A 22232-nucleotide genomic window follows, 5' to 3' on the forward strand; every position below is an offset into this window, starting at 1 on the left:
CGTCGACTCGTTCCGCATCTCGGGCCGCGCCGCGTCGGATTGCTCGTGTTCGAGAGCGGTGATCGATTGACCGCCAACCGGCACGGACGCATTTCGCGCCCTCTCGGGGGGCTTCCCGGCGGTGTGGTTTCGGACACAACCGGGGCCTCCTCCCCCGCCGTTGCCTCGTGTCCCTTGCGCGACCTCCGACACGTTCCCGCCCGTGCGCCGCATGGCCTCACGTGCGTCAACTCCTGTCGCACAGCCGTATCATGCGAGCGGCCGTGTCCACACCGGCCCCGATGTCACGAGATGAATGAGCCGTCACCTTCTGAGGTCGTTCGTGTGAACAGCAGCGGACGTGCGTGTCTTTGTCGTACTGTTCCGGGCGTTGCGACACTTGTTCATCGATCAGGGGGTCGAAGGGCGGGGTGTCGCACGTCTAAACGTGCCTGGGGGGTACATGTGGCATGCCCGCACAACTGAGACCGACAACTCCGCCGGGACCGAAGCCGGTTCCGTGGCGACACCGCCGCACCCGCGCGCCAAGGCGCGCTGGTACCCGGCCGTCGCGCTGACGGTCGACATCCTCGGCGTGGGGCTGCCCACGGCGCTGATCATGGGCGTCGAGCGTCAGCCGTACGCCTACCTCAGTGCCCTGGTCGCCGCCCTCTGCTGGGTCGCGGTCCGCGCGCTCCGCAGACGGTACGCGCGCAGGGAACTCGGCGAGTCACGGGGCAGTCTGCCCGTTCTGCACGACTGGTTGATCCTCCTCGGGGTGCTCGCCGTGCTGCGCGCGGCCGCCGATCTGCACCATCCGGCGCTGCTCTGTCTCGCGGCGTTGATCCCGGCACCCGTACTGACCCTGACCTGCTCGAAACTGACCTGGCATCACCTGGTCGCGGCCCGCCGCGAGGCGCAGGTGGTCACCCGGGTGCTCGTCCTCGGCGAACCCACGGCCGCCGGTGATGTGGCGGAGCACCTCGCCGGACGCACCGAGCACCCGTACGTGGTGGTCGGCGTCGTGGCGATCGGGGACGGCCCGGTCCGCACCGGCGCCCCCGTGGCGACCCGGCTCGGCGTCCTGATGCCGGAGGCCGCGGACGGGGACACCACCCTCGTCCTGGCCGCCGCCCGTGAGCTGGAGGCCGATGTCGTCCTCGTCGCGGCCGGCCCCCGGATGGCGGGCGAACGGCTGCGGCGGCTCTCCTGGGGTCTGCACGATGCCGGTACCGAACTCGCCCTGGCTCCCGGCCTGGTGGAGTTCGCCGTGAAGCGGCTGGAGACCACGTCGGCGGCCGGAATGGCGCTGCTCCGGGTCGCGCCGCCGGTGCGCAGTGGTGTGCAGCAGGTCCTGAAGTCCGTCATGGACCGCGCCGGAGCGGCCCTCGGACTCCTCGCCCTGTCGCCGTTCTTCCTCGCGATCGGCGCCGCGGTGCGGCTCACCTCGCCCGGGCCGGTGTTCTACAAGCAAGTGCGGGTCGGTCAGGGACGGACCCCGTTCGTGATGTGGAAGTTCCGCACCATGTATCTGGACGCCGATGCCCGCAAGGCGGAGCTGTCGCAGGCCAACGAGCACGACGGGCTGATGTTCAAGATGCGGCGCGACCCCCGGGTGACCCGGGTGGGCAGACTGCTGCGTCGCACCTCGCTCGACGAACTGCCCCAGCTGATCAATGTGTTCCTCGGTTCGATGTCCCTGGTCGGACCTCGTCCGCCGCTGCCGGACGAGGTGGCGCGGTACGGGGACGTGGAGCTGCGCCGGCTCGCTGTGCGCCCCGGGATGACCGGACTGTGGCAGATCAGCGGCCGTTCGGACCTGTCGTGGGACGAGACGGTGGAGCTGGATCTCCACTACGTGGACAACTGGTCGTTCACCAGCGATGTCGATGTCATGGCCCGTACGTTCCGCGCCGTCGTCGACGGTCGCGGAGCGTACTGACGGGCCGGCCGCATGACGTCAGTTCTGTTCCCGCCACCAGGCGTACGTGGCGGCGATGCCGTCGGGCAGTGCGACGGCCGGCTTCCAGCCGAGTCCGGTCAGCCGGGACACGTCGAGAAGCTTGCGCGGCGTGCCGTCGGGCTTGCTCGTGTCCCAGGCGATACGGCCCTCGTACCCCGTCACCTCGGCCACGGTCTCGGCGAGTTCGCGGATCGTGAGGTCCTCGCCGCAGCCGATGTTGACCGGCTCGTCGCCGTCGTAGCTGCGCAGCAGCACGGCGCAGGCGGCGGCCAGGTCGTCGACGTGCAGGAACTCCCGGCGCGGGGTCCCGGAGCCCCAGAGCACGATCTCCTCGCGGCCCTCCTCACGGGCCTCGTGGAACCGGCGGATCAGCGCCGGCAGGACGTGCGAGGTCTCCAGGTCGAAGTTGTCGCCGGGCCCGTAGAGGTTCGTGGGCATCGCGGAGACGTAGGCCGCTCCGTACTGCTTCCGGTACGACTGGACCTGCACGATGCCGGCGATCTTGGCCAGTGCGTAGGCCTCGTTGGTGGGCTCGAGCGGGCCGGTGAGGAGCGCGTCCTCGGGGATCGGCTGGGGCGCGAGCCTCGGGTAGATGCAGGACGAGCCGAGGAAGAGCAGTCGCTCGACCCCGGCGGCGTGCGCGCCGGCGACGACCGCGAGCTGGATCTGGAGGTTCTCCTCCAGGAACTGCACGGGGTAGGTGCTGTTCGCCATGATGCCGCCCACCTTCGCGGCGGCGAGCACGACGGCGTCGGGGCGGGTCTCGGCGAGGAAGGCCGCGGTCCGGGCCGCGTCGCGCAGATCGAGCTCGGCGCGGGTCCGGGTGATCACTTCGTGCCCGTCCGCGGTCAGCCTGCGGGCGATCGCGGAGCCGACGAGGCCGCGGTGGCCCGCGACGAATATCCGGGCCCGCTCGGGCAGATACGACGGGGCTTCCGTCAGGGCGGTCGTCGATTCAGTCATGGCCCGGATCATGCCAGGCCGGCAGGGACCGCAGTACAGCAGATCCGGATTTAAGGCTCGGATCACATCATATCCGCAAGTTACGGACCGGCTGGGGGCCGGTCCGTTCGGGAGGGGCACCACGCATGAGCAAGACCGCACTCATCACCGGAGTCACCGGGCAGGACGGCTCGTACCTGGCCGAACTGCTGCTGTCCAAGGGCTACACGGTGCACGGCCTCGTCCGTCGCTCGTCCAGCTTCAACACCGAGCGCATCGACCACGTGTACCAGGACCCTCAGCAGGCGAACCGTTCGTTCGTGCTGCACCACGCCGACCTCTCGGACGGGGTGGCGCTGGTGAACCTGCTCCGTGACATCTGCCCCGACGAGGTCTACAACCTCGGCGCGCAGTCCCATGTGCGGGTCTCCTTCGACGCACCGCTGTACACGGGCGACGTGACGGGCCTGGGCGCCCTGCGGCTCCTGGAGGCGATCCGGGCGAGCGGGGTCGACACCCGGATCTACCAGGCGTCCTCCTCCGAGATGTTCGGCGCCACACCGCCGCCGCAGAACGAGCAGACGCCGTTCCACCCGCGCAGCCCGTACGGTGCCGCCAAGGTGTTCGCGTACTGGACCACGGTCAACTACCGTGAGGCCTACGACATGTTCGCGGTGAACGGGATCCTGTTCAACCACGAGTCGCCGCGGCGGGGCGAGACCTTCGTGACGCGCAAGGTGACGCGCGCCGTGGCCCGCATCAAGGCCGGGCTGCAGGACCGGCTCTACCTGGGCAACCTCGATGCCGTTCGCGACTGGGGGTACGCCCCCGAGTACGTCGACGCGATGTGGCGGATGCTGCAGCGCGACGAGCCGACCGACTACGTGGTGGCGACCGGAGTCCCGGCGACCGTAAGGCAGTTCGTGGAGACGTCCTTCTCCCATGCGGGGCTCGACTGGGCGGAGCACGTCCGCTACGACCCCAAGTACGAGCGCCCCAGCGAGGTGGACGCCCTGATCGGCGACGCGAGCAAGGCGCAGGAGCTGCTTGGCTGGAAGCCCGCGGTTCAGGTGGACGAGTTGGCCCGGATCATGGTCGATGCCGATGTCCGTCTCGTCGAGGACCAGTTGGCCGGCGCGACGGTCCGCATCGACCGCTGACCTGCACCTTTCTTCGACACGGCCGCTCCGGAGCGACAGCCGGGGCGGCCGTTTCACGCGATGTGCGGAGGTGCGCAAGGTAGCGGATTGGCCAAATTGGCTCATCCGCTTGTCACTTCGTCGTACAGTTCGCATTCATCAGATGGCAGTTGCACCACTTCTCGCCACATTGACTGGGCTATCACGCCTGGGGGGAACATGCGTAGATCCTGGGGGCTCACCGCTGCCCTCGTCCTGACCGTCGCGGCCGGAGCCGGAGGCTCTCTGGCCCCGACGGCCGCGGCACTGACGCCGCCGGTGGCCTTCACCGCGGACGATCTGCCGACCTGGCAGACCAACGGCATCGTCTGGGCACTCGCCGAGGCGAACGACACCGTCTTCGTGGGCGGCACCTTCTCCGAGGTGCGCCCGCCCGAAGGCGGCACCGGCACTCCGAAGGGGGCCGTCAACTTCGCGGCGCTGGACGCGGCGACGGGCGCGCCCACCGACTGCACTCTCTCATTCACCGTCGGCAGCGGCACGGCGACCGTGCGGGCCCTCGTGGTCTCGCCGGACAAGAAGACGCTGTACGCGGGTGGTTACTTCGGTGCCGTCAACGGCACCCCGGTCTCCAGCGTCGCCGCGATCGACATCGCCACCTGCACGCCGAAGGCGGCCTTCACCCCGAGCTTCCCCGCCACCGTGCGGGCGCTCGCCGTCACCGACACCACCGTCTACGCGGCCGGCGACTTCGGCACCGTGGAGGGGCAGACCCGACAGCGGTTCGCCGCCGTCACCACCGACGGCGCGCTGCTGCCGTTCACAGCGAACGCCGACGAGCCGGGCCGGGCCATCGAGGTCACCCCGGACGGGCAGCGCGTGCTGCTCGGCGGCGACTTCTTCACCGTCAACGGGGCCAACTCGCACGCGCTCGCCGTGGTCAACTCCACGACCGGCGCCGTGACCAAGGCGTACCCCAACGGCTGGATCCCGACGAACTCCGTCGTCAAGGACATCGAGACGGACGCGACGGGCTTCTACACCGGCAACGAGGGCACGGGCGGCGGCGTCTTCGACGGCCGCATCGCCCTGAACCTCTCCGACTTCGAGCAGCGGTGGCGCGACACCTGCCTCGGCGCCACCCAGGCGGTCCGCTCCTACCAGGGTGTGCTCTACAGCGCCTCGCACGCCCACGACTGCTCCAGCGTCGGCGAGTTCCCGGACGGGCGCCGCTACCACCTGCTCGCCCAGCCGACGACGTCGACGGGCAAGCTCGGCTGGTTCCCGGACACCAACGACGGCCTCGGCGAGGGCATCGGACCGCGCGCCTTCACCATCTCCGGCACCGGGACGACCAAGTACCTGTGGGTGGGCGGGGAGTTCACCACCACGAACGGTGCCCCGGCGCAGGGTCTCACCCGCTTCGCCTCCGGCCCCGACACCGGCGCGCCGACCGTCCCGGTGGTGAGCGCCGCCGCGGTGACCCCGAACGCGGTGCAGATCCGCTGGCGCTCCAGCCTCGACCTGGACGACTCGACGCTGACGTACAAGGTCTACCGCAACGGCGCCGCGACCCCGATCGCGACCGTCCAGGGCGACTCGCTGCACTGGTCCCGCCCCCAGGTCTCGTTCAAGGACACCACCGTGACCCCGGGCCAGACCTACACCTACCGGGTGACGGCCGAAGACGCGGACGGCAACACCAGCGCCCTGTCCGCGACGTCGACGGTGACGGTCCCGACCTCGCCGGAGCCGTACGCCTCCCAGGTGATCGCCGACGGCGCGGGGCTCTACTGGCGCTTCGACGAGTCCACCACGCCGTACGCCGCCGACTCCTCCAACGGGAACAACAGCGGCCTGTACGTCAACGCGCCCGTCCTGCGCCAGACCCCGGCCGCCGTCAGCGGAGCGTCCACCGCGGTCGCGCTCAACGGCACGGACGAGCAGATCCACAGCGACCGGCGTCAGGAGGTGACCGGCTCGTTCACCATCGAGACGTGGTTCAAGACGACCACGAACCGTGGTGGCAAGCTGATCGGCTTCGGCAACAACACGACGCGGAACAGCGGTAGCTACGACAAGCACCTCTACATGACGAACACCGGCAACGTGGTGTTCGGCGTCTACACCGGCACGGCACGGACGCTGACGTCGCTGGGCTCGTACAACAACGGTGCCTGGCACCACGCGGTGGGCACGCAGGGGCCGGACGGCATGAAGCTGTACGTCGACGGCAAGCTGCTGGCGTCCAACAACGTCACCACCAACCAGCAGTACCCGGGCTACTGGCACGTCGGCGCGGACAACCTCTCCGGCTGGCCGCTGCGTCCGACGAGCACCTTCTTCGCCGGCCAGCTCGACGAGGCGGCGGTCTACCCCTCGGCGCTCACCGCGACGCAGGTCGCCAAGCACCACAGCCTGGCCTCCGCGCCGGCCGACACGGTCACCTCGGTCACCGCGTCGGAGGACACGTACGCCAACGCCGGGGCCCCCGGCACCAACTACGGCACGTCCAGCTCCATGGCCGTGCGCGGTACGGCGGCGTACGAGTCGTACCTGCGGTTCACGCTGCCGGCCGCCCCGGCGGGCACCGTCCTCAAGAGCGCCCGGCTCGCGGTGAAGACCACCACGATGGCGGGCGCGGGTTCGGCGGACAGCCAGTCCGTCGTGCCGGTCACCGGCGCCTGGACCGAGGCCGGGCTCACGTACAACAACCGGCCGACGCTCGGATCCGGCCCGATCGGGACGCTCAGCGGTGCCACGGACGGCTCGGCCGTCTACTCGGCGGCGCTGGACACCCCGGCGATCTCGGCGGCGCTCGGCGGCTCGTACAGCGTCGCGCTGACCAGCACCGGGACCGACCCGCTGTGGCTCTGGTCGTCCGAGGCGGCGGCCGCGGAGGGCACTCCGCAGCTGGTGCTGACCTTCGGCGCTCCGTAACCGGTGCGCTGAACCGTCCATCCCAGGATGCGGGGCCCGGTCCACCGGGCCCCGCATCCGACGTACCACGGGAGTTCCCCCATGCGTCGTCCTCTTCACCGGCGCCCGGCAGCGGCGGCGGCCCTGCTGACCGCACTGCTCGCCCTCACCGCCTGCTCCTCGGGCGGTGACGGCTCCGACGGCGCGCCGAAGGCCGCCACGCCCGCGCGCTCGGCGACCGTGCCCGACCGGCAGGCCGAGGTGGAGCCCACCGGCCCCACCCCGTCCCCGACCAAGGGGCCGGTCGTTCCCGACGCCGAACTCAAGCCCGTCACGGGCTCGTTCACCACGGAACAGAAGGAGTACCTGAGCGGGCGGGTGCCCAAGAACACGGACCCGGCCGCCGTGCTCCAGACCGGACAGGAGTCCTGCCAGCGTCTGGAGCGCACCGCCAAGCGCGACAAGGACGCGGCGGTGGGCGCCCTCGTCGCCGGGGACATCCCGGACGCCGAGGCCGCCGTGAACCATCTGTGCCCGGCGCAGAAGCCGCTGCTCGCGACGGCGAGGACCGGGTTCCCCGACGGCACGGCAACGCAGCCGAAGGCCGGCACGTTCCGTGCGCTGACCACCGACCCGTCGTGCACCTGGCGGGCCCTGGGCAAGGACGGGAAGGTGCTCGCCTCGGGTCCGGCGCTCGGCGCGAAGGGCCCGGTGAAGGCCGTCGTCCCCGCGGGGACGACGGAGTTCGTCTCCTCTTCCTGCTACGCCTGGCTGCCGGCCTGATCCACACGGACGGACTCGTACACCCCGAGCAGGGTGTCGAGGACGGCCTCCATCGAGAACGCCTCCGTGGCCAGCTTCCGGGCCGCCACGGAGGCGCTGTCGTTCGCGTGGCGGTCCAGCAGCGCGGTGACGGCCGGGGCGATGCCCGCGGGGTCCGTGACCACGCGTCCCGCGCCGGCCTCCTCGATGTCGCGGGCGAGGCCGTTGGAGTCCGTGACGACGGCCGGTGTACCGATCGACAGCGCCTCCAGGACGGACATCGGGAACGGCTCGTCGACCGAGGGCAGGACGTAGACGTGCGCCCTGCGCAGCTCCTCCAGCATCCGCTCGGCCGACAGCGGTCCCGGCCGGTCCACCCGGTCGCCGACGCCCAGCTCGGCGGCGAGCGCGTCGACGGCCGCCCGCTCGCCCTCGTCGGGCCCCGCGAGGACGAACGTGGCGTCGGGATGGTGGCGCAGGATCTCCGGGACCGCCGCGACGAAGTCCGTGGGGCGCTTGCGGGACTGCAACCGGGCCGCGTACAGGATGCGGGGCGGGCCGGCGGGGGCCGGGCGCGGCTCCTGGGCGGGTACGCCGTTGACGAGTCGTACGGCCCGGTCGAGCGGACCTCCGACGACGGCGTCGAGGTCCCTGCGCTCACGGCCTGTCAGATGGAGGACGGCGGAGGCGCCGCGCAGCACGCGCCGGACCGCCACCGCGTCCAGGATCCTGGCCAGGATCTTCTCGCTCGGATCGACCATGCCGTGCGTCTGGAGCACGAGCGGCCGGCCGGCCCGCAGCGCGGCCAGCGCCACGGGCAGGGTCACCAGGTCGCGGGCGAGGTGGACATGGACCACGTCGGCGTCCCTGACCAACTTCCCCGCCCCGGCGAGCAGCGCGGGCGAGGTGATCCCGCTGAAGCCCAGCGGGAGGATCGAGCGGGCCCGGTAGAGCCGGGCGGGCACTCCGTCGACCTCGGTCGGAAGCCGCTCGCCGAAGCCGTCGCCGAGGGCCACCAGGCGTGCCTGGTGGCCGCGTTCGGTCAGTCCGCGGCAGAGGTTGACCGCCACTCTGACCGGGCCGCCGAAGGCGTGGGTGGGACTGTGCAGGGTGACCGCGTGCAGGACGCGCAGGCCGCTCACGCGGGCACCGGGACCGGACGGCGGCCGTCGGCCGTGTGCAGCGTGAGCTCGGGCAGGTCCTTGTGCAGGGTCGTACCGGCGGCGACGACCGCATGGCGGCCGACGGTGACCCCGGCGAGGACGGTGGCGCGGGTCGCGACCCAGGCGCCGTCCTCGACGGTGATCGGGGCGTTGCGGTAGCGGAAGTCGGCGGCCCGGTGGTCATGGCTGCCGGTGCACAGCAGCGCCTCCTGGGAGACACAGACGTGCGCGCCGAGCGTGACGGGCTCCAGGTTCAGCAGCCAGGCGCCCTCGCCGATCCAAGTGTGGTCGCCGACGGTCAGCTTCCACGGCCACAGGATCCTGACCCGGTGCCGTATGAGCACGCCGTCGCCTATGGTCGCGCCGAAGACCCGCAGCAGCGCGACCCGCAGCCTGGCCGGGCAGAACCAGGCCATGAAGACCGTGTTCATCACCGCGAACCAGAGGGCCTGCACGAGCTTGCCTCGGCCCTTGTCGTATCCGGCCAGCGTGAAGGCCGGGAGATTCCGCATGAGTCCACCCCCAACAGCGCCTCCCCAGGCGCCGAGGCGTTCAGACTAACGGTTGACACGAGGTGACAGGGGGGCGTCGGTAGACTGCCGCGAAGTGACGTTCCGGGGTGGCGCATTGATGTGCCGGGGGCCGGAAGTCCGGGGATTCCAGGGGGCGGCATGAGCACCGATGTACGTGATACGGCGGCGGAGCCGCGCCCTGGGCCGACGGCGCCCGCGCCCCTGCTCCTCGCCCCTCCGGTCTCCCCGCGCACGCTGCTCTCGCGGGCCCTGTCGATCCCGCTGGTGCTGGGCTTCACGGTGTTCCTGCCGCTGCTGGTGGCGATCCAGCCGGGCGCGGGGGTGCACGACGCCGCGTACTACCTGCAGATCGCGCTGACCATGTACGCCGGGGCCCGACTCTCGGCGATGATCCTCACTCGTCGCCGCAAGCTGCTCCAGGGCTCGTTCTGGCTCTTCGTCTACATGGCGATGGGCGTGGCGCCGCTCGCGCAGGCCGTTCTCGGCCGGGTGCCGACGCCGGTGGTGGGCCCGCGCTCCGATCTGACGACGGCGGTGGCCCTGGTCCTGGTCGGCTGCGCCGCGTTCGACCTGGGGTCGCTGCTGGCCCGCGGCCGTCCGGGGGGGTCCGGTCGCGGCGAGGAGCGTCCGGCGCTGGTGCACCGGCGGAGGCTGTACCTGCTGGTGCTGCTCGCGTTCCTGTGCAGCGGGCTGTTCGTCGTCAAGCTCGGCGGGCCCGCGGTGTTCTTCTCCAGCCGCCAGGAGATCATCGCCGGGATCGAGGAGGCGGGCGTCTCGCAGGCCGACTCGCAGGCCGGGCAGGCGTTCCTGCGCGGCTTCGGCACGGTCCCCGCGCTCTTCGCACTCCTCGTGTACTGCCGTTGGCTGGTCACCTCGCGACGGGCCAGGCGCCGCCCCATGGTGATCGCCGTCTTCCTGGCCCTGGTGGTGCTCAACTGTGTGGTGAACAACCCGATCTCGAACCCCCGGTACTGGTTCCTCACGGTGATGTTCTCGCTGCTGTTCACCGTCTTCCCGGTGAGCGCGGCGATGTACCGGTCGGCGTTGAGCCTCGGCGTGGTGATGGCGCTGATCGTCTTCCCGTTCTCTGACCGCTTCCGGTACGACGAGAAGAACTACCGCCCCGTGGAGACGACATCGGTCCTGGAGCCGCTGGCGCTCAAGGACTACGACCAGGTCGGCATGTTCGCCAACACCATCACGCTGGTGAACTCGGGCAGCCGGCACCGCTACGGACGCCAGCTGGCCGGGTCCGTGTTCTTCGCGGTGCCCCGTTCGGTGTGGCCGGGCAAGCCGCGCGACACGGGCGTGATGGTCGGCCAGTGGATGGGGACGGTGAACACCAACCTCTCCTCCCCCGTCTGGGCCGAGCTCTGGATCGACTTCGGGGCCGTCGGCATGGGCGCCGGGATGATGGGGATGGGATACGCCGCCGCGCGCGTGGACGGGCGGTTCGCCCGGCGAGGCACCCGCAGGGCGCCGCCGGGCAGTCTGATCTCCCTGGTGGTGCCGCTCGTGGCGGGGTACTCGTTCATCCTGCTGCGCGGCCCGCTGCTCCAGGCCTCGGGCCGGGTGGCGATCGCGCTGATCTGCATCGCCCTGGTCACCACCTGGCGTCAGGACAAGGGCGCCGCGCTGCGCTGACCGTCCTGATGTTCCGGGACGGGTTCGGGGTGGGTACGCGCCACTCGGGTCCAGGCGGCGAGGGCCTTCAGCGCGGAGCCGACGGCCAGGCCCCAGGCCGCGCCGATCGCTCCGCCGAGGACGTATCCGCCGAGCATCAGGGCGACCGAGAGCAGCGAGAAGACGACCTGGACGGAGAGCGTGGCGCGCGGGCTGAGGACCCGCAGGGTCACCAGGGCGCAGGTGCCCGCCGCCATCACGGCGTACTGGCTGCCGGTGGCCGGCAGGAGCTCCGCCGCGGACTGCCAGGTGTCGCCCAGGAGCATCCGTCCCATGCGCTCCGGGAGCGCGTACAGGGCGGCTGCCCAGCCGAGCGCGACGAGGGCGAGGACGGCGGCGAGTCCCACGGCGGCGCGCACGGTGGCGCGGCGGGAGCCCGCCCTGCCGAGCAGCGGCGGGCCGAAGGCGTTGACCGAGGTGAAGAGCGTGTTGAGCGGCCCGAAGAGGGTCGAGGCGCCGCGCAGCGCGCCGACGGCGAGGGGGCTCGCGAGGACTCCGAGGCCGAGGACGGCGAGCTGGCTGGAGCCGTTGCCGACGGCGAACTCGACGACGAAACGCCGGCCGAGGTGGTCCTTGCGCAGGAAGCGGCGCGGATCGCCGGGCCGGTTCCGCACGAAGGGCCGGAGCAGGGCGAGTCCGAGTAGGGCGGCGGGCAGCGCCGACAGGCCCCAGACGAGGACCAGGCGGGCCGGTGAGGAGCCGTGCGGCTGAAGCAGCAGCGCGGGTACGGCGCAGGCGAGCCGGAGGGTGTCGGCGGCGAGGGCGCGGTGCGGCTGCCGCAGCGCGGAGAAGGCGTACCGCAGCCCGTCCTGGACGAGGACGACCGGCAGGACGGCGCCCAGGGCGAGCAGCGCGGTGCCGGTGGTGCCGCCGACCACGGCACCGGCGGCGAGCAGCGGGAGCGCGGCGGCCGCGGCGGCGGCGGCCGTGAACGCGACGGCGGACCGGGCGGCGGCACCGACCTCGTGCTCCTCGCCCTTTTCCAGGACGACGCTCTGACCGACGTACGCCGCGCCCAGGCCGAGGAGCACGGTGAAGACGATGTAGACCATCGAGAAGGCGGCGAAGCCGTCCGCGGTGGACGCCCGCGCCGCGATCACCAGGACGGCGATGTTGGTGAGGCTGGACGCCGCCTGGTCCAGGACCGAGGCGGCGACGGTGACGGCTCGTCTCAACGGTCGCCCGCGCGGATGTCACCGTTCCGGAGGTCCTCGGCGCGCAGCGAGCGCAGGGTGACGGTGTCGGAGCCGTCGCCCTGGATCACCTGCTCGGGCTCGGCGGTGAACTCCTCGCCGCCCGTGGGCGCGGGCGCCGGCTGCCGGTTCCGCCCGCCTCCGCCTCGCCGGCCGCCCGCCTGCTTGGCGGCGCGGCGCTGCCCGCTCGGGGCGTGCACCACGGCGCCGAGGACCGTACCGCCTGCGCCCGCGATGAGTTCGCGGATGCGCTGGAGGTCCGTGCGGTGGACGCCGCGCTGGTCACAGACGATGAGGACGCCGTCGACACGGTCGACGAGGGCGAGCGCGTCCGCGTAGTTGAGGACGGGCGGGGCGAGGACGACGACGGTCGAGTTCGGCGAGTCGGCCTCGGCGATCAGCCGGGTGACCGTGGGGGCGGTGAGCGCCCGGGCCACGTTCCGCACCCGCTCGCCCGGCACCAGGCCGAACGAGCCGGACTCGCCCGCGTCGACGGAGAGTTGGCGCCGTCCGGGCCAGCCGTTCTCGTCGCTCTCCGCCGCATGGCTCCAGCGGGGCGCGGCCGCCGCGTGGGCGCGCAGGCGTCCGGCGAGCGTGGGGGTGCGCAGGTCGGCCTCGATGAGGAGGACGTCCTTGCCGGTCTCCGCGAAGGAGGCGGCGAGGTGCGAGGCGACCGCCACGGCTGCGTCGTTGGCGCCGCGTGGGGCGACGACGAGGAGCCGTCGGCGGTCGGCGAAGCGCTGGTCGTAGGCGAGCCGGAAGGCGACGGAGCGGTACTCCTCGGCGACCCGGGCGTCCGTGTGGTCGTCGGCGAGCAGGACGTCGGTGGCCCCGCGCGGCAGGGTGCCGAGGACGGGGGCGCGGACGGCGCGGGCGACGTCGCCGGGTGATCGGGGCGCGGGGTCGAAGACGAGCCGGACCCAGGCGGCGAGCAGGCCGAGTGCCACGCCGACGAGGGCGCCGAGGCCGAGGCTCATGGTGAGCCCGGGCCCGTCGGAGAAGCCGGGGGCGGTGGCGGTACGGATCACGGTGCCGGCCGACATGTCGAGGGACTTGAGCTGGCTGATCCGCGCGTCGAGCTCGTTGATCCGGTTGAGCAGGTTGGTCTTGACCGCGTACTCGTTGTCCCGGGCCGCCCCGTCGGACATCCGGTCGACTTCCTTGGTCTTCTGGTCGTGCTTCTTGGCGACCTCGTCGAGCTGCTTCTGCTGGCCCGCCAGCATGGTGGCACGCAGGTCCGTCCACTGCTTCTTGCGCAGGTCGAGATAGGCCTGGGTGACCGCGTTGGCCCGGTCGGCCGCGGCCTGGGGCGAGTCGGCGGTGTAGGTGAACTGGAGGACCTGGCTCTGCGGCGGATTGGTGACCTGGAGGTCCTTCTGGAGCTTCCCGAGGGTGCCGGTCCAGCCGAGCTTCTTGGCGGCCTGCTCGGCGACGCTGCTGCTGAGAGCGGTCTGCCGCTCGGACCCCATGTTCAGTGTCTTGTCCTGCGAGACGCTGGGGTTGAACGGGTCGTTGACCGGTGCGCGGAGGACGACCTGGCTGGTGGCGACGTAGGTGTCGGCGTTGGAGAGGCCGAACCAGACACCGCCGAGGAGGCCGATCCCGATGCCGGCGCCGATGATGGCGCGGTAGCGCAGGAGTTGGCGGAACTGGTCGCGCAGCAGCTCCGGTTCGTCGTCCTCGACCGCGGTGACGTGCGTGTGGCTCACGTGCTCGGACCCCCCAGAGCCTCGTCGATCAGTGCGTCGATCCGGGCCAGTCCGGCCGCCCGGGTCAGATGGGCCTCGACATGGCGAGGCCCCTGGGCGCCGAGCGCGTCCGCGGCCGACGGATCGTCTCCGAGTCTACGGATCTCGGCGAGGAGCGCGTCGGGGTCCTCGGGCGGTACGAGTACGCCGGCGCCGGAGCGCAGCACTTCGAGCGCGGTGCCGCCCTCGGCGGCCACGGAGGCCACGACGGGGCGTCCGGCCGCGAAGTACGAGGTCAGCTTGGACGGGACGCTCATGTCGAGGACGGAGGCCCGCTGGGTGACGGCGAGGACGTCCGCCGCGGCGAGGGTGTCGGGGAACTCGTCGTCGCCGACGGGTGCCATGAAGTCCAGGTTGGGTATGCCGGCGCCCAACTCCTCCAGGTGGTCCCGCTGGTTCCCGTCGCCGAGGAGCACGATCCGGATCTTCGGGTCGCGCCTGGCCGCCTCCACGAGCACCTCGAGCCCCTGCTTGAGACCCATGTTCCCGGAGTGCAGGACGACGGTCTCGCCCTCGGCCCAGCCGAGCCGCCGCCGGGTCTCGGCGCGGGGCGCCGAAGGGCTCGGCACGTGCGACCAGTTGGGGACGAGCCGGATGCGTCCGCGGTCGACGCCCATGGCGGCGACCTTGTCCACGAAGGTCTCGTGGATGACGCCGACGAGCGCGGCCCTGCGCAGGGCGTACGTCTCGGCCCGGGCGGCCAGCGCGGCGGCCCGGTCGCCGCCGCGGATGCCGCTCTGCGCGGCGGCGGCGCCCATCAGGTCCTGGACGACGGGCACGTACGGAATCCGCCAACGGGCCGCGAGGCGGGCGCCGATGATGCCGCCGGCGAGGCTGGGCATCTGGGCGAGGACGGCGTCGGGCCGGGCCATCGAGGGCGGTGCGAGCAGTCCGTGGGCCAGCACGGTCGCCTCGAACGCGGCCCGCTTCAGTGCGGTCTGGCGGGGCGGGACGGTGTGGCGTCTGCGGTGCACGACGACTCCGGCGCGCTGCTCGGTGCGCCGCCAGGCGCCCGCGTAGGCCGGGTCGAGCGACCAGGAGGGGTAGTGCGGCATCCCGGCGAGGACGTGGGTCTCGTGGCCGCGCGCCGCCCAGTGCTCGGCTATCTGGGTGGCGTAGGGACCTATTCCGGCATGTTCCGGCGCGTAGTTGGTGGACACCATCAGCAGGCGCCGACGTATGACCGGCGTACCCCCGCCGTTGTTCCCCGCTGCCACTTCCCCCACGCGAACGTCCCTCTCCCCCGTACGTGAACCGGCCCTCACCCTAGTCGTTCACCCACTCTCAACGGAACGTGCACGCTATCGTCGGAACTCCTTCGCGCTGGGGAGCGCGAACGCACTTGGGGGGTTTCACACATGACCGATGGACGGCCGTACCGGGTCGGCTACGCGCCGGGCGCCTACGACCTCTTCCACATAGGCCATCTCAACATCCTTCGACACGCCCGTAGTCAGTGCGACTATCTGGTGGCCGGCGTGGTCTCGGACGAGATGGCCGAACTCGCCAAGGGACGGCGCCCGATGATCCCGCTGGTCGAGCGTCTCGAGATCGTGCGCAACGTGAAGTACGTCGACGCCGCCTTCGTGGAGACCGTGCCGGACAAGCTGGAGACGTGGAAACAGGTCCGGTTCGACGTGCTGTTCAAGGGCGACGACTGGCGCGGTACGCCCAAGGGGGACCGGCTGGAACGGGACTTCGCCGGGGTGGGGGTGGAGATCGTCTACTTCCCGTACACGATGCACACCTCCAGTACCCAGCTCCGCCGTGCGCTCGACCTCCTGACGCAGGAGGCCGAGCCGGGCACGGGGATGGGCGGGGTCAGCGAGGGGCTGCGCTGAGCTCGCGGAACCACTTGGCGAGGAAGGCGAGGAGGAACACCGCGCTCGCGATGCCGAGCGCGGTGTAGGTCCAGCGGAACGCGGACCCGCCGCCGAGCAGCAGGAAGACCAGGCAGAAGACGCCGTGGTCGACGGGGAGCAGCGCCACGGCCCGCAGCGTGGAGGGCTGGGGCGCCGGTGTGCCGGGGGCCGGTCGCGGCTTGAGCTTCTCGGTCAGGAGTCCGCCGAAGAAGGTGACGACCGCGGCGAGCTGGAATCCGAGCGGGACGAGGAGCCAGCCGTCGGTGGTCGTGCCGAAGTGCTCGGGGTGCCGGTAGAAGGCGATCAGCACGGCGAGGTGCAGGGCGGTGATCTTCGCGCAGTCCACCACGTGGTCGAGCCACTCCCCCGCCGGGCTGCCGCCGCCGCGCAGGCGGGCGAGCTGTCCGTCGGCGGAGTCGAAGGCGAAGCCGACGGCGAGACCGAGCCAGATCAGCAGGCCGAGCGTCCAGGACGGCGTGGAGAGGGCGACCCCCGCGACGGCCGCGAAGCTGAATCCCGCGCTGATCAAGGTGACTTGATTGGGTGTCAGTCCGGCGGCGTACGAGCCGGCCGCGAGGTAGCGCCCCACGGGTCGGTTGACGAACCGCGAGTAGAGCGAGACCCCCTTCGCGGACTTCTGCGCGGATCTCAGTTCGGTCAGCGCGGTCCCGATCGTTCCCACGAACCCCCCCGGGTCGTTGTTGCGTACGGTCGATACCCGTACATCTGTACGTGATGATGGCGCACATCATCGCAGGACCCGGGAGGGGGCGAAGGGTCAGGTGGCTCGAACCGTCACGCCTCCACGGCCTCCGCGTGGCGGTTCTCCTTGAGGGTGATCCGGCCCTTGCGGATGGTCGCCAGGCGCGGGGCGCGGCGGGCGATGGCGCTGTCGTGGGTGACCATGACGAAGGTCAGTCCCTGCTCCTTCCACAGGCCTTCGAGCAGTTCCACGATCTCGTCGCGCATCGACTCGTCGAGGTTGCCGGTCGGCTCGTCGGCGAGGAGCACCTTGGGGCGCTTCACCAGGGCCCGGGCGATCGCGACACGCTGCTGCTGGCCTCCGGAGAGCTCGGACGGAAGGTGGCCGAGACGTTCGCCCAGACCGACGGAGTCCAGGGCCTCGGCGGCCATCCCGCGCCGCTGGGACGCCTTGAGGCCCATCGGGACGAGCGCGGTCTCCACGTTCTCCTGCGCGGTGAGTGTGGGGATGAGGTTGAAGGACTGGAAGACGAAGCCGATGTTCTGACTGCGGACGCGGGTCAGCCGGCTCTCGGGCAGCTTCGCCAGGTCGACGCCGTCGAGCATCACGCTGCCCGCCGTGGGGCGGTCCAGGCCGCCCAGCATCTGGAGCAGCGTGGACTTGCCGCCGCCGGTGGGGCCCTGGATGACGAGCCGGTCGCCCTCGCTGATGGTGAGGTCGATCCCGGCGAGCGCGTCGACCCTCTCCTGGCCTCTGCGGTACTGCTTGGTGACGCCTGTGAGTTCGTACATGGTGCAACTCCTGCGATACGTGAAGGGGGTTCGGGCTTCCGGCTACTCGACGCGGCGCAGGGCATCAGCCGGGCGCAGTCGCGAGGCGCGCCAGGCGCCGAAGCCACCGGCGACGAGCCCGCCGCCGAGGGCGAGGACCACGGCGAGACCGACGGTGGTGACACTCACGGGGGCGGTGAGGGCGATGTCGAGGGTGTTGCCGGCGGCGCCGTCGCGGGCCGCGGTCATGCCGGGGCCGCCCATCATGCGGCCGCCGCCGGGGCCGCCGCTGTTCAGTGCGCCGGCGCCGAGTTCGGCGGTGAGGGTGGGGCTGATGGCGGTCACGAGGTAGGCGCCGCCGAGGCCCACGGCGATGCCGAGCGCGCCGCCGATGAGGCCGTTGACGAGCGCCTCGCCCATGACCTGACGGGTGACCCGGCCGCTCTTCCAGCCGAGCGCCTTGAGCGTTCCGAACTCGCGCACCCGGCGGCTGACGGCGGAGGAGGTGAGCAGACCAGCCACGAGAACGGCGGCGACGAGAACGGCGTACGAGAGCCACTTGCCCACGTTGGTGGCGAGGTTGGCGGCGGTGTCGAGGGAGCCGGAGACGGTCTCGGCGAGATCGGCGGAGGTGGTGACCGTGGTGCCGGTGACGTTCTTCTGGATGGCGGACTTGACGGCGTCGATCTTCGTCGAGTCGGTCGCCTTCACATAGACGGTGGTGATCTTGTCCTTGGAGTCCGACAGGGTCTGCGCCTGCTTCAGCGGCAGATAGACCTGGGCGGCGGACTGTCCGCTGTCGGCGGTGGCGATGCCGACGATCTCGAACTTCACCGCCTTGACCGTGAGGGTCTTGCCGACGTCGAGGCCCTCCTGCTTGGCGTAGGCGCTGTCGACGACGACGACCTTGGCATCGGTCTCGGAGGCCTTGAAGGTACGGCCCTTGGAGATGGTGGAGGTCGTGAGCGGGCCGAGGTCGGGGGCGGTGACGTCGGTGCCGTAGAGGGTGAAGGAGTTGACGTCGAAGGCGGCGCCACCGCCCTCGACGGTGCCTCCGCCACCGCTGCCGTTGCCGCCGCCCGGACCGCCGGGCTGCGCCTGGCGGGTGTCCTGCCTGACCTCGCCTCGCCTGAACTGACCGTCGATCTTCAGGTTGGTGAGGCTGAGACCGCCGACGGCGTCGGCGACGCCGTTCTGCTTCGCGACGGTGGCGACGGTGGAGGCGGGCAGGGTCTGGAACCCCTGGACCATCAGCCGGTCACTGCTCTGCTCCTCGCCGTCCTCCCCGGCGTCGAACTCGAACCGCGGCCGCTGCGCCTGCCCGCCCTCCGTGGGCTGCTCGCGGGCCTTGGTGACGGTCAGGTCGGTGCCGAGGCCGTAGAGGGACTCGAGGACCTGGGTCTGTGCCTGCTTCATCCCGGAGGCCACGGAGTTGACGACGATGACGAGCGCGATCCCGAGCGCGAGCCCGGAGGCGACGACGAGCGCCGCCTTTCTGCGACGGCGCAGCTCGCGCCGGAGGTAGGTGAAGAACATGGGCGCGAAGCTAGGTGCGCGTGGTGATGGCCGGATAAGGCCTGCGTGAGAGCGGGATGAGAGTCGGGGCGGGGCACGCGGGCGGGCGGGGGACGGCGTGAGCGGGCAGGCCGGCGGGATCCGCGTCGCCCGCGCGCGGCGGGACCGCTCGCGGCGACCGACGAGGCCGGCCGGGGGCCGGCCCGCCGGGTGCGGTGCACGCGGCGGCATGCGGGGGTGCGGGCAGGCAGCGCGGGAAGGCCGCGGAGTGGACCGCGGTACGCGGTACAGGGCGCCCGCCCGCAGGCGGGCCGTGCCGCCGGGCGGGCGCGGACCCCACGGCGGTACTCGGTACAGGGCATCCGCCAAGCGCAGGCACGAGGTGTGCCGGGCATCGACGCCGCCGGGGCGATGAACCCACCCGAGTACACCGCCCGGTTGGCGGGCGGTACGGCGTCGGCGCGCGGCGGCACCCCGTCGGTGCGGTGGGACCGCTTGCGCGACCGCCGGGGCAGGGCGTCAGCGGCCGTACGCCAAGGGGTCCGCCAGGACTTCGCGGATGACCACGGCGGCCGCGCCGCGCGCCGCGTCCGTCGAGGTGGAGGCCGGGCGGAGGCGGCCGGCGGTGGGGGTCCAGAGGCCGGAGACGACGCGGCGGGCGAGTTCGGCGTCGACGGCGGGCCCGAGTCGGGGCATCAGGCGGGGGTAGATCCCGCCGAGGACGACGACTTCGGGGTCGAGCAGGTTCACCGCGCCGGAGAGCGCGAGTCCGAGCGTCCGGCCGGCCTCCTCGACGGCGGCCACCGCGCGCGGCTCGCCCGCCTCCGCGCGACGGGCCAACTCCTCGACGCCCGAGGCGCCGGTCTCCCCCTCGTCCGCGAGCCCCGAGGCCCGCAGGAGCGCCGACTGGCCGGCGTACTGCTCCAGGCAGCCGCGCGAGCCGCAGCGGCACAGCGGACCCTCCGCGTCGACGGCCATGTGGCCGATCTCGCCAGCGAAGCCGTGCGCACCGCGCAGCAGCTCTCCGTTGACGACGATCGCACCGCCGACGCCGATCTCGCCGGTGAGGTGCAGGAAGCTCCGTACGTCGCCCAGCGCGCCGAACCACAGCTCCGCGAGCGCCGCGACGTTCGCCTCGTTGTCCGAGGCGACCCGCAGCTCCGGGCGCCCTGGGCGCAGGGCGGTGAGGGCGGCGGCGAAGATCCGGTCGGCGTCGACGCGGTTCCAGCCGAGGTTCGGCGCCTGGTGGACGGTCCCGGACGAGACGAGGCCGGGCAGGGCCAGCCGTACGCCCGTCGGGTGGAGTTCGCGTTCCGCCGCCTTTGCGAGGACCCGCGCCGCGATCCGGGCGGCACGCCCCAGGACCTCGGTCGCGCCGGCCGCGCGGTTGTCGAGGGGCTCGGTGATCCGGAGCCGGTCGGTGCCCGCCAGGTCGACGACGCACACGGACACGTAGTCGACGTTGATCTCGACGCCGAGCCCGGCCGGGCCCGTGTCGGCAGCCTTCAGTACGGTGCCCGGCCGCCCCGCCTGCCCGCTGAACGTCTTGCCCGACTCCATCAGGAACCCCTGGTCGAGGAGGTGCTCGACCAGGGAGGAGACGGCGGCGCGGGTCAGCCCCACGCGCGCGGCGACCGCCGCGCGGGTCGTCTCGCCCGCCTCGTGCACGGTCCGCAGGACGAGGCTGAGGTTGTGCCGTCGCACGCTCGCCTTGTCGGCCTTGGGTTCCACCGGGTGCGCGTCCCCGGTCCCCGGAGTCTTCTTCATCGTGGGCCGAGCCTAACCCCGACAAAAACAGTTCAACCACCGAACTCTTTCCACTAGTGTCTGCGTCATGCCACTTCCGCGCGACTACAGCGGTCAGACCTGTGCCCTCGCCCGTGCGATGGAGATCGTCGGAGAGCGCTGGACCCTGCTGATCGTGCGCGACGCCTTCTACGGGGTCCGCCGCTTCGGGGAGTTCGCCGCCCATCTGCGCCTCCCCCGCGCCGTCCTCACCGACCGGCTCACCACCCTCACCGAAGCCGGTGTCCTCGAGCGCCTGCCGGACGCCGGGCGCCGCGAGGTCTACGGCCTGACGCCCAAGGGCGTGGCGCTCTGGCCCGCCGTGCGCGCGCTCACCTCCTGGGGCGACGAGTTCTACGCACCGGGCGGCGGCCCACGCCGCGTCCTCCGCCACGCCGACGACGACGCCCCCCTCGCCGGGGACGGCCGATGTACGGGCTGCGGAGCGCCGGTCGAGGCCCACGACACCCTTGTGACCCCCGGCCCCGGGCTCGCGCCCGCGTCCGAGGACGACGACCCGGTGACGGCGGCACTCGCCCGCCCGCACCGCCTGCTCAGCCCGCTGCTCACCCCGTCCTCCACCCAACGCCCCAAGAGAGGTCCGCACTCATGAAGATCCTGGTCGTCGGCGCCGGAGCCACCGGAGGCTATTTCGGAGCCCTGCTGGCCCGCTCCGGACAGGACGTCACCTTCCTGGTCCGTCCGCGCCGCGCCGCCGCGCTCCGCGAGCGCGGTCTGCGCATCACCGGCCGGGACCAGGAATGGTCCGTGGAGCCCCGGCTCCTGACGGCCGACGAGCTGACCACCCCGTACGACCTCGTCCTCCTCTCGGTGAAGTCCACCGCCCTGGAGCAGGCGATCGAGGACATCGCCCCGGCCGTGGGCCCCGAGACGGCGATCGTTCCGCTGCTCAACGGGCTCGCCCACATCGACACCCTGAACGCCCGCTTCGGCACCGCACCGGTCCTCGGCGGTGTGGCCAAGGTGGTCACCACCCTCAGCGACGAGGGCGACATCGTCCGCCTCGCGCCGATCGCCCACCTGACGATCGGTGAGCAGGACGGGTCCCCCTCCCCGCGCGTGGAGAAGATCCGGGCGGTACTGAGCGAGGCGGGCATCGACGCGCTTGTGCCCGAGGACGTGATGGCCTCCATGTGGCACAAGTGGGTCTTCATCACCACCTTCGGCGCGGTGACGAGTCTGATGCGCGGAACCGTCGGTGAGGTCAACGCCGTCCCGGGCGGCGCCGCACTGGGCCCGGCGGTCCTGGCGGAGGCGTCCGCCGTGTCGGCCGCGGCGGGCCATCCCGTACCGGAGTCCGAACGGGCCGCGACCCTCGGCATCGTGACCGCGACCGGGTCCCCGATGGTGCCGTCCCTCTACCGCGATCTGGTGGCCGGGCGCCCCACGGAGGTCGAGCACCTCTTCGGCGATCTGGTGGCCCGCGCACGGGCCCTGGCGGTTCCCACCCCCCTCCTCGACCTGGCGACGCTGCACCTGCGCGTCCACCAGGAACGGGTCGCGGCCGCCCTCTGATCCCCTGTCCGATCCCGTTGTCAGAGGCCCGCGTTAG

The 22232-nt window shown here is 72.0% G+C and carries 18 protein-coding genes; 8 read left to right on the forward strand and 10 right to left on the reverse strand.

The genetic code is table 11. The features are described from left to right. The first annotated feature begins 427 nt into the window (after nucleotides 1-427). Nucleotides 428-1921, forward strand: coding sequence for a sugar transferase (locus ACFC0D_RS13090; RefSeq protein WP_376434210.1), 1494 nt, complete (start codon nucleotides 428-430; stop codon nucleotides 1919-1921). Between the two features lie 18 nt (nucleotides 1922-1939). On the opposite strand, the gene ACFC0D_RS13095 is transcribed toward ACFC0D_RS13090, so the two are convergent. Then, nucleotides 1940-2905, reverse strand: a complete 966-nt coding sequence (locus ACFC0D_RS13095; RefSeq protein WP_376434212.1) for a GDP-L-fucose synthase family protein — start codon at nucleotides 2903-2905, stop codon at nucleotides 1940-1942. 125 nt (nucleotides 2906-3030) lie between these two features. On the opposite strand from ACFC0D_RS13095, the gene gmd reads away from it, so the two are divergent. The 3 genes from gmd (at nucleotide 3031) to ACFC0D_RS13110 (ending at nucleotide 7725) form a co-directional block, all read left to right on the forward strand. Next, entirely contained in the window at nucleotides 3031-4044 is a 1014-nt protein-coding gene (gmd, locus tag ACFC0D_RS13100) for a GDP-mannose 4,6-dehydratase (protein WP_376434214.1), read from the forward strand. A 198-nt stretch (nucleotides 4045-4242) separates the two neighbouring features. After that, on the forward strand, nucleotides 4243-6963 hold the full coding sequence (locus tag ACFC0D_RS13105) for a DNRLRE domain-containing protein (protein WP_376434216.1): 2721 nt from the start codon (nucleotides 4243-4245) through the stop codon (nucleotides 6961-6963). An 81-nt stretch (nucleotides 6964-7044) separates the two neighbouring features. Continuing rightward, nucleotides 7045-7725, forward strand: coding sequence for a hypothetical protein (locus ACFC0D_RS13110; RefSeq protein ID WP_376434218.1), 681 nt, complete (start codon nucleotides 7045-7047; stop codon nucleotides 7723-7725). On the opposite strand, the gene ACFC0D_RS13115 is transcribed toward ACFC0D_RS13110, so the two are convergent. After that, nucleotides 7704-8837, reverse strand: a complete 1134-nt coding sequence (locus tag ACFC0D_RS13115; protein ID WP_376434272.1) for a glycosyltransferase — start codon at nucleotides 8835-8837, stop codon at nucleotides 7704-7706. The two genes, ACFC0D_RS13110 and ACFC0D_RS13115, sit on opposite strands and share 22 nt — an antisense overlap. A gap of 5 nt (nucleotides 8838-8842) precedes the next feature. Beyond that, nucleotides 8843-9379, reverse strand: a complete 537-nt coding sequence (locus ACFC0D_RS13120; protein ID WP_376434220.1) for a WcaF family extracellular polysaccharide biosynthesis acetyltransferase — start codon at nucleotides 9377-9379, stop codon at nucleotides 8843-8845. A gap of 159 nt (nucleotides 9380-9538) precedes the next feature. Here ACFC0D_RS13120 and ACFC0D_RS13125 point away from each other — a divergent pair, with 159 nt between their 5' ends. Beyond that, nucleotides 9539-11044 carry a hypothetical protein gene (locus ACFC0D_RS13125; RefSeq protein ID WP_376434222.1) on the forward strand — a complete coding sequence of 502 codons (1506 nt, stop codon included), beginning with the start codon at nucleotides 9539-9541 and terminating at the stop codon, nucleotides 11042-11044. Here the strand turns inward: ACFC0D_RS13125 and ACFC0D_RS13130 are convergent. From ACFC0D_RS13130 to ACFC0D_RS13140, 3 genes are read right to left on the reverse strand one after another with little or no spacing between them, the layout of a single operon-like run. Further along, complete coding sequence (locus tag ACFC0D_RS13130; RefSeq protein ID WP_376434224.1) at nucleotides 11017-12258, reverse strand: hypothetical protein; 1242 nt, start codon at nucleotides 12256-12258, stop codon at nucleotides 11017-11019. The two genes, ACFC0D_RS13125 and ACFC0D_RS13130, sit on opposite strands and share 28 nt — an antisense overlap. Further along, a complete protein-coding gene (locus ACFC0D_RS13135) occupies nucleotides 12255-13985 on the reverse strand; it encodes a lipopolysaccharide biosynthesis protein (protein ID WP_376434226.1) in 1731 nt (576 codons plus the stop codon). The genes ACFC0D_RS13130 and ACFC0D_RS13135 overlap by 4 nt, the downstream gene beginning before the upstream one ends. Then, the gene (locus ACFC0D_RS13140) at nucleotides 13982-15187 is read right to left on the reverse strand and encodes a glycosyltransferase family 4 protein (RefSeq protein WP_376434274.1); all 1206 of its coding nucleotides are present in this window, start codon (nucleotides 15185-15187) and stop codon (nucleotides 13982-13984) included. The genes ACFC0D_RS13135 and ACFC0D_RS13140 overlap by 4 nt, the downstream gene beginning before the upstream one ends. Before the next feature lie 195 nt (nucleotides 15188-15382). On the opposite strand from ACFC0D_RS13140, the gene ACFC0D_RS13145 reads away from it, so the two are divergent. After that, nucleotides 15383-15865, forward strand: a complete 483-nt coding sequence (locus ACFC0D_RS13145) for an adenylyltransferase/cytidyltransferase family protein (RefSeq protein WP_376434228.1) — start codon at nucleotides 15383-15385, stop codon at nucleotides 15863-15865. On the opposite strand, the gene ACFC0D_RS13150 is transcribed toward ACFC0D_RS13145, so the two are convergent. The 4 genes from ACFC0D_RS13150 to ACFC0D_RS13165 all read right to left on the reverse strand — a co-directional run bounded on the left by ACFC0D_RS13150 (nucleotide 15846) and on the right by ACFC0D_RS13165 (nucleotide 20641). After that, nucleotides 15846-16568, reverse strand: coding sequence for a CDP-alcohol phosphatidyltransferase family protein (locus ACFC0D_RS13150; RefSeq protein ID WP_376434230.1), 723 nt, complete (start codon nucleotides 16566-16568; stop codon nucleotides 15846-15848). The genes ACFC0D_RS13145 and ACFC0D_RS13150 overlap by 20 nt on opposite strands. A 113-nt stretch (nucleotides 16569-16681) precedes the next feature. Next, on the reverse strand, nucleotides 16682-17380 hold the full coding sequence (locus ACFC0D_RS13155; RefSeq protein ID WP_376434232.1) for an ABC transporter ATP-binding protein: 699 nt from the start codon (nucleotides 17378-17380) through the stop codon (nucleotides 16682-16684). 42 nt (nucleotides 17381-17422) lie between these two features. Continuing rightward, entirely contained in the window at nucleotides 17423-18895 is a 1473-nt protein-coding gene (locus ACFC0D_RS13160) for an ABC transporter permease (protein WP_376434234.1), read from the reverse strand. Between the two features lie 498 nt (nucleotides 18896-19393). Then, entirely contained in the window at nucleotides 19394-20641 is a 1248-nt protein-coding gene (locus tag ACFC0D_RS13165) for an ROK family protein (RefSeq protein ID WP_376434236.1), read from the reverse strand. A gap of 67 nt (nucleotides 20642-20708) precedes the next feature. On the opposite strand from ACFC0D_RS13165, the gene ACFC0D_RS13170 reads away from it, so the two are divergent. Together ACFC0D_RS13170 and ACFC0D_RS13175 are read left to right on the forward strand one after the other, a co-directional pair. Continuing rightward, nucleotides 20709-21272 carry a winged helix-turn-helix transcriptional regulator gene (locus tag ACFC0D_RS13170; protein ID WP_376434238.1) on the forward strand — a complete coding sequence of 188 codons (564 nt, stop codon included), beginning with the start codon at nucleotides 20709-20711 and terminating at the stop codon, nucleotides 21270-21272. Further along, nucleotides 21269-22195 carry a ketopantoate reductase family protein gene (locus ACFC0D_RS13175; protein ID WP_376434240.1) on the forward strand — a complete coding sequence of 309 codons (927 nt, stop codon included), beginning with the start codon at nucleotides 21269-21271 and terminating at the stop codon, nucleotides 22193-22195. Before ACFC0D_RS13170 ends, ACFC0D_RS13175 begins: the two co-directional genes overlap by 4 nt. The last annotated feature ends 37 nt before the right edge of the window (nucleotides 22196-22232 follow it).

This window comes from Streptomyces sp. NPDC056222 (assembly GCF_042264065.1).
Lineage (GTDB): Bacteria > Actinomycetota > Actinomycetes > Streptomycetales > Streptomycetaceae > Streptomyces.